The organism is Bradyrhizobium sp. USDA 4472 (assembly GCF_054058595.1).
The window spans coordinates 7,368,390-7,383,226 of sequence record NZ_JBSSAM010000001.1 but is presented as its reverse complement, the minus strand read 5'-3'; the positions used below and the strand labels follow the sequence as shown (position 1 = coordinate 7,383,226).

Sequence of the window (14,837 nt, the reverse complement as noted above, 5' to 3'; positions counted from 1 at the left end):
GGGCCGCCCGGAAGGCGGCCCTTTCGTCTCGCTCGAAGCGGCTCCGCGTTACTCGGCGGCCTGCTTCTGCGGCGGGTCGAGTGCGCCTGACTTGTGGATATCGGCGACCTGGTGGTCGCTGAAGCCGAGCACGCTGCGCAGGATCTCGTCGGTGTGCTCGCCGAGCAGCGGAGAGCGGGTGACCTCGGCCGGGCTATCCGACAGCTTGATCGGGTTGCCGACCGAGATGTACTTGCCGCGGGTGGGGTGATCGACCTCGACCACCGTGCCGGTCGCGCGCAGCGACTGGTCCTCGGCGATCTCCTTCATCGACAGAATCGGGCCGCACGGGATGTCGTCCTTGTTGAGGATCTCCATCGCCTCGAACTTCGTCTTCGTCATCGTCCACTGTTCGATGCGGGCGAAGATCTCGTTCAGGCGCGGCAGGCGCGCCGCCGGCTTGGCATAATTCGGATCGGTCTTCCAGGTCGGCTCGCCGATCACGTCGCAGATCTTCTCCCAGACCGGCGCCTGGGTGATGAAGTAAATGTAGGCGTTGGGATCGGTCTCCCAGCCTTTGCACTTCAGGATGCGGCCGGGCTGGCCGCCGCCGGAATCATTGCCGGCGCGCGGCACGGCATCGCCGAACGGAATGCCTTCGCCGAACTGGCTGTACTCCTTAAGCGGGCCGTGGGCGAGGCGCTGCTGGTCGCGCAGCTTGACGCGGGCGAGGTTGAGCACGCCGTCCTGCATCGCAGCCGTGACGCGCTGGCCCTTGCCCGAATGCGTGCGCTGATAGAGCGCGGTGACGATGCCGAGCGCCAGATGCAGGCCGGTGCCGCTGTCGCCGATCTGCGCGCCGGTGACGAGCGGAAGCCCGTCGCGGAAGCCGGTGGTGGAGGCGGCGCCGCCGGTGCATTGCGCGACGTTCTCATAGACCTTGCAGTCTTCGTACGGTCCCGGGCCGAAGCCCTTGATCGACGCCACGATCATCTTCGGGTTGATCGCCTGGATCTTCTCCCAGGGGAAGCCCATGCGGTCGAGCACGCCCGGGCCGAAGTTCTCGACCAGCACGTCGCACTTCTTGATCAGCTCGGTCAGGACTTCCTTGCCCTTGGGGTTCTTGGTGTCGAGCGTGATCGAGCGCTTGTTGTGGTTGAGCATGGTGAAATACAGGCTGTCCACGTTCGGGATGTCCTGCAGCTGGCCGCGGGTGATGTCACCCACGCCTGGGCGTTCCACCTTGATCACGTCGGCGCCGAACCATGCCAGCAGCTGCGTGCAGGTCGGTCCTGACTGGACGTGCGTGAAGTCGAGAATGCGAACGCCCTCGAGCGCCTTGGTCATGATGTTGCTCCGTACTCTGTCTGCCCCTGCAAACCACAGGGAATAAGGGTTGAAGGGGAGGACTTACTTCTTCTTCTGCAGAACGCTCTGCGGATTGAGGTTGCCGATGCGGCCGCTCTCGGAACCTGCGGCCGGATCGATCACCGCGTTGATCAGGGTGGGCTTGCGTGACGCCATCGCCTCAACGACGGCGCGCTTCAGCTCGTCCGGCGAGGTCGCGTTCACGCCGACGCCGCCGAAGGCTTCCATCATCTTGTCGTATCGCGCGCCCTTGACGAACACCGTGGTTGCGGGATCGGCGTTGGCACCGTTGACGTCGGTGCCGCGATAGATGCCGTCATTGTTGAAGATGACCACGCAGATCGGCAGATTGTAGCGGCAGATCGTCTCGACCTCCATGCCGGAGAAGCCGAAGGCCGAGTCGCCTTCAACCGCCAGCACGGGATGGCCGGTCTCGAGCGCAGCCGCAATCGCCTGGCCCATGCCGATGCCCATCACGCCCCAAGTGCCGACGTCGAGACGCTTGCGCGGGCGGTACATGTCGATGACGCCGCGGGCGAGGTCGAGCGTGTTGGCGCCTTCGTTGACGAGGATCGCTTCGGGATGATCCTTGATCACGTTCTTCAAAACGCCGAGCGCGCCGTGATAGTCCATCGGCGATTTGTTGTTCATGAGCTTCGGCGCCATCTTGGCGACGTTCTCGTCGCGCTTGGTCGCGATCGCCTTCGTCCATTCGGCGGGCGGCGCGGTCCAGCCCGAGGCGATCGCCTGATTGAAGGCTGAGACCACCGAGCCGATGTCGCCGACGACGGGCGCGACGATCTCGACGTTGGAGTCCATTTCCTTCGGCTCGATGTCGACCTGGATGAACTTCTTCGGAGCTTCGCCCCAGCTCTTGCCCTTGCCGTGCGAGAGCAGCCAGTTCAACCGCGCGCCGATCAGCATGACGACGTCGGAATCCTTCAGCACCGTCGAGCGCGCAGCGCCGGCGCATTGCGGATGCGTGTCGGGCAGGAGGCCTTTGGCCATGCTCATCGGGAGGAACGGCACGCCGCTCTTCTCGACGAAGCTCCTGATCTCTTCATCGGCCTGCGCATAGGCCGCGCCCTTGCCGAGGATGATGAGCGGACGCTTCGCGTTCTTCAGGACATCAAGGGCGCGCTTGACCGAAGCGGGCGAGGGGATTTGCGCGGGCGCCGCGTCGATCACCTTGACCAGCGACTTCTGGCCGGCATCGGCGCTCATCACCTGGCCGAACAATTTTGCCGGCAGATCGAGATAGACGCCGCCCGGACGGCCCGAAACCGCGGCGCGGATCGCACGGGCAAACGCGATGCCGATGTCTTGGGCGTGCAGCACGCGATAGGCCGCCTTGCACAGCGGCTTTGCAATCGCGAGCTGGTCCATCTCTTCGTAGTCGCCCTGCTGGAGGTCGACGATCTCGCGCTCGGAAGAGCCCGAGACCAGGATCATCGGGTAGCAGTTGGTGGTGGCGTGGGCGAGCGCGGTGAGACCATTGAGGAAGCCGGGGGCGGACACCGTGAGGCAGACGCCGGGCTTCTTGGTGAGATAGCCGGCGATGCCTGCGGCGTAGCCGGCGTTCTGCTCGTGACGGAAGGAAATCACGCGAATGCCGGCAGCCTGCGCCATGCGGCCCAAATCCGTGATCGGGATGCCCGGCACATTATAGATGGTGTTGATGCCGTTCAGCTTGAGCGCGTCGATGACGAGATGAAAGCCATCCGTCAGTTCCTGCTCGGTGCCCGGTGCTTCGGACTTGGTCGCGGTGTTCAGCATGGGCCTTGTCTCCCTGGTCTCAGGATACGGGGCGAGTGCTTCGCCCTTCTGGTGAATGTTGCTAGGTGAAGAGTTACGTGAACAGTTCCTGACCGTGCTCTTCGACGTAAGCGGCAAGCCCAAGGGTGTGGTCGCGGGCCCGCTTCTCGGCGAGTTCGGTGTCGCGCGCTTCCAGCGCCTCGATCATGGCAAGATGCTCGGGCAGCGACACCGCGATGCGGTCCTTGCGGCCGATGGTCAGCTGCCGATAGCCGCGCACGTGCAGCAAGAGGTCGTTGGTGAGATCGACAAGAACAGGGGATTCCGACAACGAGATCAGCGACTGGTGGAAGGCGATGTTGGCGCGCGAATATTCCTCGACGTGGTCCTCGGGCAGGCGGTCCTTGCCGAAGTCCTTGAAGAAGTCGCGCAGCGCCGAGATATCCTTCTTGCGTGCGGTGGTGGTGATGAGGCGCGCCGCCATGCTCTCCAACGCCGCCCAGGCGCGGATCATGTCGACGATCTCGCTCTTGGTCCTTCGTACCACCATGATGCCGCGGCGCGGCACGGTCTTCACGAAACCGTCCTGCTCCAGCATCGCGATGGCTTCGCGGATCGGCGTACGGCTGACGCCCAGGCGTTCGGACAGTGCGCGCTCGTCCAGCATCACCGGTTCGGGCGTCGAGTAGATGTCCATCCTGAGGATGGCTTCCTTCAAGGCGTCATACGCCTTGTTCTTGAAGCTGCTCTCCGGGGCGATACGAACGATTGCGATGTCTGCCTCGGCCATGTTCGGCAACGCCTTGGTTGTTTTCCGCAGTGACACGACGATTCTCCTCCAGTGGGGAGTCGTCTTTTACAGGAATATTTACCGGAAAGTTTTTGGCATACCACATGCCAGAATGTCAAGCCGGCTATTTTTTGCGGCGTTCTGGGTGATGCTGTGACTTGACAAGTTGGCTTCTGGCATACCAAATGCCATCGTCAGTGATTTATGATCCAGAGCTGGCGGACTCATCAAGGCATTTCGCCGCTCCGTTCCGCTGGATGGAACAGAGCGCGTCGACGGCAGGTATCACGGCAGCCGCATCACGCGCGCTTTGCAAAGCAAGAACTGAAGGTCAAGGGAGAAGCTCATGTCCAATTCCAAAGACGTCGTCCGCAAGGTCCTTGACCAGGTCAAGGCCGATAACCGCACCAGCCTGACCGCGCCGGAAGGCAAAATGGTCTGCGACGCCTATGGCATTCCGGTGCCGAAGGAGGGCGTGGCGAAGTCGGCGGGCGAGGCCGGCAGGATGGCGTCCTCGATGGGCTTCCCGGTCGTGATGAAGATCGTCTCACCGGACATTCTCCACAAGACCGAGGCCGGCGGCGTCATCGTCGGCGTCAAGACGGCCGAGGATGCCGAGAAGGCCTACGAGACCATCCTCGGCAACGCCAAGAAGTACAAGGCGGACGCCAAGATCGAGGGCATCCAGGTTCAGCAGATGCTGGCCGGCGGCACCGAAGTCATCGTCGGTTCGATCACCGACGGCTCGTTCGGCAAGTTGGTCGCCTTCGGCCTCGGCGGTGTGCTGGTCGAAGTGTTGAAGGACGTCACCTTCCGCCTCGCGCCCGCGACCAAGGAAGACGCGCTGTCGATGCTCGATGGCATCCAGGCACACGAAATTTTGAAGGGCGTACGCGGCGGCGAGCCGGTGAACCGCACGGCGCTTGCTGACGTCATCGTCAAGGTCTCGCAACTCGTGACCGATTTCCCTGAGATCGTCGAGCTCGACCTCAACCCCGTCTTCGCCACCGCGAAGGACGCGATCGCGGCCGACGTGCGCATCGTCGTCGACTTCGCCTATGTGCCGAAGCCGAAGCCGCGTCCGACCGCAGAGATTGTCGCAGCCATGAGCCGCATCATGCAGCCGAAGGCGGTCGCCGTTGTCGGCGCCTCCGCTGAGGACGGCAAGATCGGCAACTCCGTGATGAAGAACCTCATCAACGGCGGCTACAAGGGCGAGATCTATCCCATCCACCCCAAGGCATCCGAGATCCTCGGCTACAAGGCGTACAAGAGCGTCAAGGACGTGCCCGGCGTGATCGACACTGCGGTGTTCGCAATCCCCGCGAAGTTCGTGGCGGCGGCGCTTACCGAATGCGGTGAGAAGAAAATCCCGGGCGCGGTGCTGATCCCGTCGGGCTTCGCGGAGGCCGGCGCGCCGGAACTCCAGGCCGAGATCGTCGAGGTCGGCAAGAAGTACGATATCCGCCTGATGGGGCCGAACATTTACGGCTTCTATTATACGCCGGCGAATCTGTGCGCGACCTTCTGCACAGCCTACGATGTCAAGGGGCACGCAGCGCTGTCGTCGCAGTCGGGCGGCATCGGCATGGCCATCATCGGTTTTTCGCGCTCGGCGAAAATGGGTGTGTCGGCGATCGTCGGCCTCGGCAACAAATCCGACATCGACGAGGACGATCTGCTCGCCTTCTTCGAGCAGGATCCGAACACGAACCTGATCGCGCAGCACTGCGAAGACCTCAAGGACGGCCGCGCCTTTGCGGAAGCCGCCAAGCGTGTCTCCAAGAAGAAGCCAGTCGTCGTGCTCAAGGCCGGCCGCACCTCGGCGGGCGCGAAGGCGGCCTCGTCGCACACCGGCGCGCTGGCGGGTAACGACAAGATCTATGAGGACGTCCTGGCGCAATCGGGCGTGATCCGTGCGCGCAGCTTGCGTCAGCTGCTCGAATTCGCCCGCGGCGTGCCGGTGCTGCCGACGCCGAAGGGCGAGAACGTGCTGATCATCACCGGTGCCGGTGGCTCGGGCGTGCTGCTGTCGGATTCCTGCGTCGACAACGGCCTGTCGCTGATGTCGATGCCGCCGGATCTCGATGCGGCCTTCCGCAAGTTCATCCCGCCGTTTGGCGCCGCTGGAAATCCCGTGGATATCACCGGCGGCGAGCCGCCGATCACCTATGTCAACACGGTGAAGCTCGGTCTGTCGGACGAGCGCATCCACTCGCTGATCCTTGGCTACTGGCACACCATCGTCACGCCGCCGATGGTGTTCGCCCGCAATATGGTCGAGGTGAAGAAGGAGATGGAGGCCAAGGGGTTTGTGAAGCCGATCGTCGCCTCGCTCGCCGGCGACGTCGAGGTTGAGGAGGCCGCCGAATATCTCTACCAGAACGGCATTCCGGCCTATGCTTACTCGACCGAGCTTCCAGTCGAAGTGCTCGGTGCCAAGTACAAGTGGGCCCGCGGCGCGGGCCTGCTCTAAGCTAACTCTCCTGTCGTCCCGGGGCGTCGCGAAGCGTCGAACCCGGGATCTCGAGATTCCGGGGTCGCGCTCATGCGCGCCCCGGAATGACGCCAGCCGAAGCGGCAGGTCGCGATGGGCAAGAACGTGATCCGGCGTAAATCCATCGAGCCACGATCGGCATCCGAGGCCGACCGGGACGGCGGCGTGCAATCCGTCGACCGTGCGCTGTCGATCTTGGAAACTCTGGCTGAGGACGACGAAGGCTATCGCCTCAGCGATCTCGCCGTCCGCACCGGCCTGTCGGCCTCGACGGTGCATCGCCTGCTGGCGACGCTGGAAAGCCGCCGCTTCGTGCAGTTCGACCGTGTCGAATCCAAATGGCATGTCGGCGTGCGCAGCTTTACCGTGGGCGCAAGCTTTGCGCGCCGGCGCAATTTTACCGCGCAGGCGATTCCCTATTTGCGCAGGCTGCGCGACCTCACCCGCGAGACCGCCAATCTTGCTGTGGTCGACGACGAGTTCATCATCGTGCTGACCCGCATGGAGAGCCGCGAGATCATGCGCTCGCTGACCAAGGTCGGCGGCCGCGTCGCGATGGTGACATCGGGCGTCGGCAAGGCGGTGCTCGCGACCTATTCCGACGAGGACGTCAGCGCCGTCATTCGCCATCACGGCATGCCGAGGTTGACGGAGAAATCCATCGTGCGGCCGGGCGATCTGTTCAAGGAGCTCGCATCGGTTCGCAAACAGGGATTTGCCGTTGACGACGAGGAGGCGGAAATCGGTCTGCGTTGCGTCGCCGCCGTCGTCTATAGTGCGCTCGCTGAGCCGCTTGCCGCGATCTCGGTGTCCGGCATGACCAGCCGCATCACCGATGCGCGGCTGCCGGAGATCGGCCGCGTGGTGCGGGAGGTCGCGGCGGAGCTCACGGCGGTGCTCGGCGGCGTCGTGCCGGCGATGAAACAGGGGTGAGTTAAGGGAGCGGATTTGGGTCAAACCCGCCACTGCACCACGGCCGAGAGATGGAACTCGCGCAGATCTGCGAGGTGGGGGACAGCCGGCGGTTCGCCGCCTACAGCTTAAGCAGGCGTGCTGCTATATTTGAGCTTGCCCGCCATGGCGCAGAGCGTAACCATTGTGGGGGTGTAAAGCCACGCAAGGGTTCTAATGACCAAACTCACCCGGTTTGCCGTCGCGCCACTGCATACGATGACACGGCGTCTCGCCGATGTCGCCTCCGCGCGTATCGCGCCCGACCTTGTCATCACGGGCGCGCGGGTGCTCTCGACCTACTCGGAGCGGATCCACCCGGGCCGGGAGGTCTGGATCACCGCCGGCCGCATCGCCGCGGTGAAGCCGTCAGGCACGGCGAAGAAGGCTTGGAACGATGTGCCGCAGTATGACGCCGCTGGGGGCATCCTCGCGCCGGGGCTGGTCGATCCGCACATCCACATCGAATCCTCGATGGTGACGGCCTGCGCCTACGCGGAGGCCGCGCTGCTGAACGGTACCACCACGATTTTCTGCGATAGCCACGAGATCGGCAACGTCATGGACGTTGCCGGCGTCGAGGCGATGCTGGAGGACGCTCGCGAGGCGCCGCTTTCGATCTTCTTGACGGTGCCGAGCACGGTGCCGGCGACCTCGGCGGAGCTCGAGACCGCCGGCGGGGACCTCACGCCCGAGAAGATCGCCGGCCTGTTCGATCGCTGGCCTGAAGCTGTCGCACTCGGCGAGAAGATGGATTTCGTCCCCGTGACTATGGGCGACGAGCGCAGCCACGCTATCCTCGCGGCGGCCTTGAAGCGCGGGCGGCCAGTGTCCGGCCATGTCTACGGCCGCGAATTCGTCGCGGCCTACGCAGCCTCCGGTGTCACCGACACCCATGAAGCGATCGATCGCGACATTGCCGACGATCTGCTCGACGCCGGCGTCTGGGTGTTTTTGCGCGGCGGACCACCGAGCACGCCGTGGCATTCGTTGCCGCAGGCGATCCGGACGATCACCGAGCTTGCAGCCTCGCACAAGCGGACTGCTGTTTGCACCGACGACCGCGATGCCGACGATCTGCTGCTCTTCGGCCTCGACTGGGTGGTGCGCGAGGCCGTGAAGGCGGGGATGTCGCCGGAGCAGGCCTGGTCGATGGGCTCGCTGCACGGCGCCACGCGTTTCAACATGGACGGCGACATCGGCGGGCTCGGCGGCGGCCGCCGTGCCGATCTCGTGCTGATGGACGATCAGCTCAAGCCGCAATGCACCTGGTATGGCGGTGAGTTCGTGGTCGAGCACGGCAAGATTACGCCGCTTCTCGACCGAGCGCTGTCGCAGCGCTATCAATATCCCAAGGCGGCCTATGCGACCGTCAAGCTGTCGGACAAGCTGAAGCTGACGCCGGAGCTGCCGGCGAAGGCCTGCACCGTCAATGCGATCAAGACCGCGCTGCCGGGCATTACGCTGATTCATGAGAAAGTCGCGATCGAGCCCGCGAAGGATTGGCCGTCGCTGTTTGCGCGTTACGGCCTGTGCTTCGTCACGGTGGTCGAACGGCACGGCAAGTCGGCCGGCAACGTTGCTCATGGCTTGCTGAAGGATTTTGGCCTGAAGCGCGGCGCGGTCGCGTCCAGCGTCGGCCACGATAGCCACAATATCATCGTCGCCGGAACCAACGAGGGCGATATGCAGGTCGCGATCTCAGCGATTAAAGCCCAGCAGGGTGGCGTCTGCGTCGTCGCTGATGGCAAGGTGAGGGCGCTGGTCCCCCTCCCCATCGCCGGCCTCTTGTCCGACAAGCGCGTCACCGAGGTGGCCGAGGAGGTCAAGGTGTTGAAGAAGGAATGGGCGGAGGCGGGTTGCACCATCCCCTACATGGGCTTCAACCTGATTCCGCTATCGGTCATTCCGGAAATTCGCATCACCGACAAGGGCCTCGTGCTGGTGCCGCAGATGGAGCTGGCGCCGCTCTTCGAATGATCTTCCTTGACGTATTTTCTTTCACGTATTTTTCGGTCTAACTGCTTGAGCCGGATGTGGTTTTCTCGCAGCTGCCGCATCGTGGAAAATAATTTCCATCTCGTTGAGATCGGCTTCCGCGCACCCGATGATCTCGCTCGCTGACTTAAACCGAGCGAGGTCCGATATGGCGAAGATGCGAGCTATCGATGCGGCCGTGCGCATTCTGGAGAAGGAAGGCATCTCGACGGCCTTCGGCGTCCCCGGGGCTGCGATCAATCCGCTTTACTCGGCGCTGAAGAAGCGCGGCTCGATCCGTCATATCCTGGCGCGCCATGTCGAGGGCGCCTCCCACATGGCCGAGGGCTATACCCGGGCCAAGGCCGGCAATATCGGCGTCTGCATCGGCACATCGGGGCCGGCGGGCACCGACATGATCACCGGACTCTATTCGGCGATCGCCGATTCCATTCCGATCCTCTGCATCACCGGACAGGCGCCCCGTGCGCGGCTCTACAAGGAGGATTTCCAGGCGGTCGACATCGAGTCGATCGCGAAGCCCGTGACCAAATGGGCCGTGACGGTGCGCGAGCCGGCGCTGGTGCCGCGTGTGTTCAGCCAGGCCTTCCATGTGATGCGCTCGGGCCGTCCAGGGCCGGTGCTGATCGACATGCCGCTCGACGTGCAGCTTGCCGAGATCGAGTTCGACGACGAGACCTACGAGCCCTTGCCGGTCTATAAGCCGACTGCAACGCGCAAGCAGATCGAGAAGGCGCTGGAGATGCTCAACGCCGCCGAACGGCCGCTGATCGTGGCGGGCGGCGGCATCATCAATGCTGATGCCTCGGAGCTGCTGGTCGAGTTCGCCGAGATCGCGAACGTGCCTGTCGTGCCGACGCTGATGGGATGGGGTGCGATTCCCGACGATCACGTCCTGATGGCCGGCATGGTCGGCCTTCAGACCAGCCACCGTTATGGTAACGCCACGATGCTGGAGTCGGACTTCGTGCTCGGCATCGGTAATCGCTGGGCCAACCGTCACACCGGATCGGTCGAGACCTACACCAAGGGCCGCACCTTCGTGCATGTCGATATCGAGCCGACCCAGATCGGGCGCGTGTTCAATCCTGATCTCGGCATCGTCTCGGACGCGAAGGCCGCGCTCGAGCTCTTCGTTGCCGTCGCCAGGGAGTGGCGACGTTCCGGCAGGCTCCGCGAGCGCCAGGCGTGGCCCGCGGCCTGCCGTGACCGCAAGAAGACCATGCTGCGCAAGAGCCATTTCGATAACGTTCCGATCAAGCCGCAGCGCGTCTATGAGGAGATGAACGAGGCGTTCGGCCGCGATACCTGCTACGTCTCCGTGATCGGCCTGTCGCAGATCGCTGGTGCGCAGTTCCTCGGCGTCTACAAGCCGCGCAACTGGATCAATGCGGGGCAGGCGGGGCCATTGGGCTGGACGCTGCCGGCGGCGCTTGGCGTGCGCGCGGCGTGCCCGGATCGCGAGATCGTCGCGTTGTCAGGTGATTACGACTTTCAGTTCCTGATCGAGGAGCTCGCGGTCGGGGCGCAGTTCAATCTGCCTTACATCCACGTCGTCGTGAACAATTCATACCTCGGCCTGATCCGCCAGGCGCAGCGCGGCTTCGACATGGACTATCACGTCCAGCTTTCGTTCGAGAACATCAACGCGCCGGAGATCGGCGGCTACGGCGTCGACCATGTCGCCGTCGCCGAGGGGCTCGGCTGCAAGGCGATCCGCGTCACCCGCCCTGGGGACACGCAGGCGGCATTCGCCACCGCACGCGAGTTGATCAAGCAGCACCGCGTGCCCGTGGTGGTCGAGTTCATCCTCGAGCGCGTCACCAACATCGCAATGGGGACGGAGATCGACAACATCGTCGAGTTCGAGGAGGTGCTGGACCTCCCGCTCGACGAGGTCGGGGTCGCGCGCGTGTTGCAGCCGGCAGAATAGGGGAGCGCATCATGCCGAAATTCGCCGCCAACCTGACCATGCTCTTCAACGAGATGCCGTTCATCGACCGCTTCGCTGCTGCCAAGGCGGCCGGTTTTGCCGGGGTCGAATACCTCTTCCCCTATGATTTCGACAAGGAGCTGTTGCGCGAGCAGCTCGAAGCCCACGGGTTGACGCAAGTTCTACACAATCTGCCCGCCGGCAACTGGGGCGCCGGCGAGCGCGGCATCGCGATCATGCCCGATCGCGCTGCTGAATTCCGCGACGGCGTGTTCCGCGCCATCGACTATGCCAAGGCGCTCGATTGCGACCGGCTCAACTGCCTCGTCGGCATCGCGCCTGCGGATGCCGATCCGCGCGAGCTGCGGGAAACGCTGGTTGGAAACCTGCGATTCGCGGCCTCGACGCTGGCGCGCGAAAACATCAAGCTGCTGGTCGAGCCGATCAATACGCTCGACATTCCCGGCTTCTTTCTCAACGGCACCGAGCAGGCAGTGCAGCTGATCTCCGAGGTGCGGTCGAACAATCTGTTCGTCCAGTACGACATCTATCACATGCAGATCATGGAGGGCGATCTCGCTCGCACCATGCAGAAATATCTGCCGGAGATCGCGCACATCCAGCTCGCCGACAATCCGGGCCGAAATGAGCCCGGCAGCGGCGAGATCAATTATCCTTTCCTGTTCCGCCATCTCGACGCGATTGGCTATCGCGGCTGGATCGGCTGTGAATACAAGCCGCGCACCACGACGCTGGAAGGCTTGTCCTGGCACGCGGCGCAGACTTTCGAGACCTGAGGACATCTGACATGATCGACATCGGTTTCATCGGACTTGGCACCATGGGACGGCCGATGGCCGGCCATCTTCTGGCCGCGGGCCATCGCGTTCTCCTGCATGACGTCGCGCCTGTCGCGCCGGATCTGATCGCCGCCGGCGGCATCGCGTGTAAATCGGCCAAGGAGGTCGCGGAGGAGGCGGATGCCGTCATCATCATGGTGCCGGATACGCCGCACGTCGAAGCCGTGCTGTTCGGCCAGGACGGCGTTGCGGGCGGCATCTCCAAAGGCAAGATCGTGGTCGACATGAGCTCGATCTCGCCGCTGGCGACCAAGGAGTTTGCGAAGAAGATCGCGGCGCTCGGCGCGGACTATCTCGATGCGCCGGTGTCGGGCGGCGAGGTCGGCGCCAAGGCCGCGAGCCTCACCATCATGGTCGGCGGTCCCGAGCGGGCCTTTGGCACCATGAGGCCTGTTTTCGACAAGATGGGCAAGAACGTCACCCACGTCGGCGCCAATGGCGACGGTCAGACTACGAAGGTCGCCAACCAGATCATCGTCGCGCTGACGATCGGGGCGGTCAGCGAGGCGCTGCTGTTTGCGTCCAAGGCAGGCGCCAATCCCGCGCTCGTGCGCAAGGCGCTGATGGGCGGCTTCGCCTCGTCGCGGATCCTCGAAGTGCATGGCGAGCGCATGGTGAAGCGCAATTTCGATCCAGGTTTCCGCATCGAACTGCACCAAAAGGACCTCAATCTCGCGCTCGAAGGCGCGCGTGCGCTTGGCCTGTCGCTGCCCAGCACAGCAGTGGCGCAGCAATTGTTCTCGTCCTGCACCGCGCATGGCGGCAAGGGCTGGGATCATTCTGCGATGATACGCGCCCTGGAACTCATGGCAGGCCACGAGATCGCTGCGTCCTGAACTGTTACGCCGTAACAGTCGCCCGTGTGTTTCATCATGCGGGAACCGGAACAATGATCCGGTCCCGCGGTTGATGGCGCATAACAATCACTGGAGACATCAGGACATGAAAACCCGTTTTGCGATTTCGTTGGCTGCCGCGTCGCTGCTGGCGTCGAGTGCAGCCTTTGCTCAGTCGACGACCGCCGAAGGCGCAGCGAACGGTGCGCGTGCGGGCGGCGACATCGGCGGCCCGGTCGGTGCGATGGTCGGCGGCACTGTCGGTGCGGCCGTCGGCGCCGGCCTTGAAATTCCGAATGCGATTCTTGGCGGCATCCCGCGCGACGACTCCGTCGTGGTGCACGAGCGCGTCGTGGTCGGCGAACCGCTGCCTGATACCGTGGTGTTGCGCCCGGTGCCGAATTACACGCAGTATCGGTATGCGGTCGTGAACGATCGCCGCGTGATCGTCGAGCCGCGCACGCGCCGCGTCGTCAAGATCATCGACTGATCGGCAAAGCAGGCGACTAGAAATGGAGCCCCGCGGACGTTCCGCGGGGCTTCTCGTTGATGACGAAGGCCTAAAGCGGCTGGCGCACGCCAAGACCGTGCATGAAGCGCTCCCGAATCTGCACGGGATCCCGGCGGGTGGTGCCGACGCCAGGCTTGTCGTCGATGCGCAGCGCGATCAGGCTTGGCTCGTCGACCGCCATGGCCTCGTCGACAAGCCGCTCGAAATCCTCCTCGTCCGCAGCCCAGGCGCTGTTGCTGAGGCCCGAGCCCGAGGCGATTGCGACGAGATCGGCAACGCCCGCGGCCGGCGTCGGCTGCGCACCGGTGATCTGGTAGATGCCGTTGTCCATGACGATCATGATGAGGTTCTTCGGCTTCAAGGCTGCGATGGTCGAGAGTGCGCCGAGTTGCATCAGCAGCGAGCCGTCGCCTTCGAGCGCGAACACGCGGCGCTCGGGCTGCGCCAGTGCGACGCCAAGCGCGATCGGGAAGGCGAGGCCCATGCTGCCCAGCATGTAAAAATTCTGCGGGCGGTGGCCGGCAGCCCAGAGATCGAAATTGGTGTTGCCGATGCCGCCGATCACCGCTTCCTCGTGCTTGAGTTTCGCAATCAGGCGCGAGGTCACATCGAAGCGGTTCATCACCTTGGTGTTGCGCGTGGTCATGACCGGGCTCACTTGTCGAAAACCTTGCCGCCGGTGAGCAGCGGATTGAGGATCAGCGCCACCGGCGCCTGCGTGGTGACGGCCTGCTTGATCGAGCGGTCCGCGATGAATTCGAGCTCGTCGAGCCGGGTGATCGTGTGATGCTCCAGCGCCAGCGAATCCAGCACCGGACGCATGGTACGGCAGACCAGCGACTGGCCGTAGTTGAATTCGCCGAGCGTGCCGCGCTCGGAGACGAACATGATCAGCGGGATCTGGTAGGGCACCGCGAGCGAGGCGAGCGTATTGGCGAGCGTCGCAAAGCCCGAGGTCTGCATCAGCACCGCGCCGCGGCGTCCGCCCATCCAGGCGCCGGAGACGATGCCCACCGCCTCTTCCTCGCGGGCGGTGGCAAAGGTCGTGAAGAAGGGATCGGCGTGCAAACTCTTGATCAGCGGCGTCAGCACGCGGTCGGGCACATAGGGGATGAGGCTGATCTCGTTCCGCTTCAGGGTATCCAGGACGATGCCATGCCAACTTCTGTCGCCGGACGCCTGCGTCACCTGGGACGAGGTCTGCTGTTCCGCAATCGCCATCGCGCTCTCCCTTCAGCCACGCATGCTTCTTCCTTGTCAGCCGCAGCGATCGGCCGAACTTGACGGAGCGGGCGGGATTGTCAACATGTCCGGGCCGACACCGTGATCTGCGCCAGACGGCCTGCCATAGCCAGCACC

Annotated in this window: 12 protein-coding genes; 7 read left to right on the top strand and 5 right to left on the bottom strand. The window is 63.9% G+C overall.

Annotated features, from left to right (window positions below):
• Positions 1-48 precede the first annotated feature (48 nt).
• From frc to ACVWZ4_RS34850, 3 genes are all read right to left on the bottom strand, one after another.
• Entirely contained in the window at positions 49-1,326 is a 1,278-nt protein-coding gene (frc, locus tag ACVWZ4_RS34860; protein ID WP_456702683.1) for a formyl-CoA transferase, read from the bottom strand.
• A gap of 63 nt (positions 1,327-1,389) precedes the next feature.
• Complete coding sequence (gene oxc / locus ACVWZ4_RS34855) at positions 1,390-3,123, bottom strand: oxalyl-CoA decarboxylase (RefSeq protein WP_092226699.1); 1,734 nt, start codon at positions 3,121-3,123, stop codon at positions 1,390-1,392.
• A gap of 73 nt (positions 3,124-3,196) precedes the next feature.
• Complete coding sequence (locus ACVWZ4_RS34850; RefSeq protein WP_456702684.1) at positions 3,197-3,928, bottom strand: GntR family transcriptional regulator; 732 nt, start codon at positions 3,926-3,928, stop codon at positions 3,197-3,199.
• Between the two features lie 310 nt (positions 3,929-4,238).
• Here ACVWZ4_RS34850 and ACVWZ4_RS34845 point away from each other — a divergent pair, with 310 nt between their 5' ends.
• The 7 genes from ACVWZ4_RS34845 to ACVWZ4_RS34815 all read left to right on the top strand — a co-directional run bounded on the left by ACVWZ4_RS34845 (position 4,239) and on the right by ACVWZ4_RS34815 (position 13,457).
• Positions 4,239-6,368, top strand: a complete 2,130-nt coding sequence (locus ACVWZ4_RS34845) for an acetate--CoA ligase family protein (RefSeq protein ID WP_456742147.1) — start codon at positions 4,239-4,241, stop codon at positions 6,366-6,368.
• Between the two features lie 114 nt (positions 6,369-6,482).
• A complete protein-coding gene (locus tag ACVWZ4_RS34840) occupies positions 6,483-7,322 on the top strand; it encodes an IclR family transcriptional regulator (RefSeq protein WP_456742146.1) in 840 nt (279 codons plus the stop codon).
• A 195-nt stretch (positions 7,323-7,517) separates the two neighbouring features.
• Complete coding sequence (locus tag ACVWZ4_RS34835) at positions 7,518-9,320, top strand: adenine deaminase C-terminal domain-containing protein (RefSeq protein ID WP_456742145.1); 1,803 nt, start codon at positions 7,518-7,520, stop codon at positions 9,318-9,320.
• 166 nt (positions 9,321-9,486) lie between these two features.
• Positions 9,487-11,271, top strand: coding sequence for a glyoxylate carboligase (gene gcl / locus ACVWZ4_RS34830; protein WP_456734597.1), 1,785 nt, complete (start codon positions 9,487-9,489; stop codon positions 11,269-11,271).
• 11 nt (positions 11,272-11,282) lie between these two features.
• Entirely contained in the window at positions 11,283-12,068 is a 786-nt protein-coding gene (gene hyi / locus ACVWZ4_RS34825) for a hydroxypyruvate isomerase (protein WP_456742144.1), read from the top strand.
• Between the two features lie 11 nt (positions 12,069-12,079).
• Positions 12,080-12,967 carry a 2-hydroxy-3-oxopropionate reductase gene (locus tag ACVWZ4_RS34820; protein WP_456734599.1) on the top strand — a complete coding sequence of 296 codons (888 nt, stop codon included), beginning with the start codon at positions 12,080-12,082 and terminating at the stop codon, positions 12,965-12,967.
• A 106-nt stretch (positions 12,968-13,073) separates the two neighbouring features.
• On the top strand, positions 13,074-13,457 hold the full coding sequence (locus tag ACVWZ4_RS34815; protein ID WP_092226691.1) for a DUF1236 domain-containing protein: 384 nt from the start codon (positions 13,074-13,076) through the stop codon (positions 13,455-13,457).
• 70 nt (positions 13,458-13,527) lie between these two features.
• On the opposite strand, the gene ACVWZ4_RS34810 is transcribed toward ACVWZ4_RS34815, so the two are convergent.
• Together ACVWZ4_RS34810 and ACVWZ4_RS34805 are read right to left on the bottom strand one after the other, a co-directional pair.
• Entirely contained in the window at positions 13,528-14,124 is a 597-nt protein-coding gene (locus ACVWZ4_RS34810; RefSeq protein WP_456702691.1) for a thiamine pyrophosphate-dependent enzyme, read from the bottom strand.
• Between the two features lie 8 nt (positions 14,125-14,132).
• Positions 14,133-14,699 carry a thiamine pyrophosphate-binding protein gene (locus tag ACVWZ4_RS34805; RefSeq protein WP_456702692.1) on the bottom strand — a complete coding sequence of 189 codons (567 nt, stop codon included), beginning with the start codon at positions 14,697-14,699 and terminating at the stop codon, positions 14,133-14,135.
• Positions 14,700-14,837 lie beyond the last annotated feature (138 nt).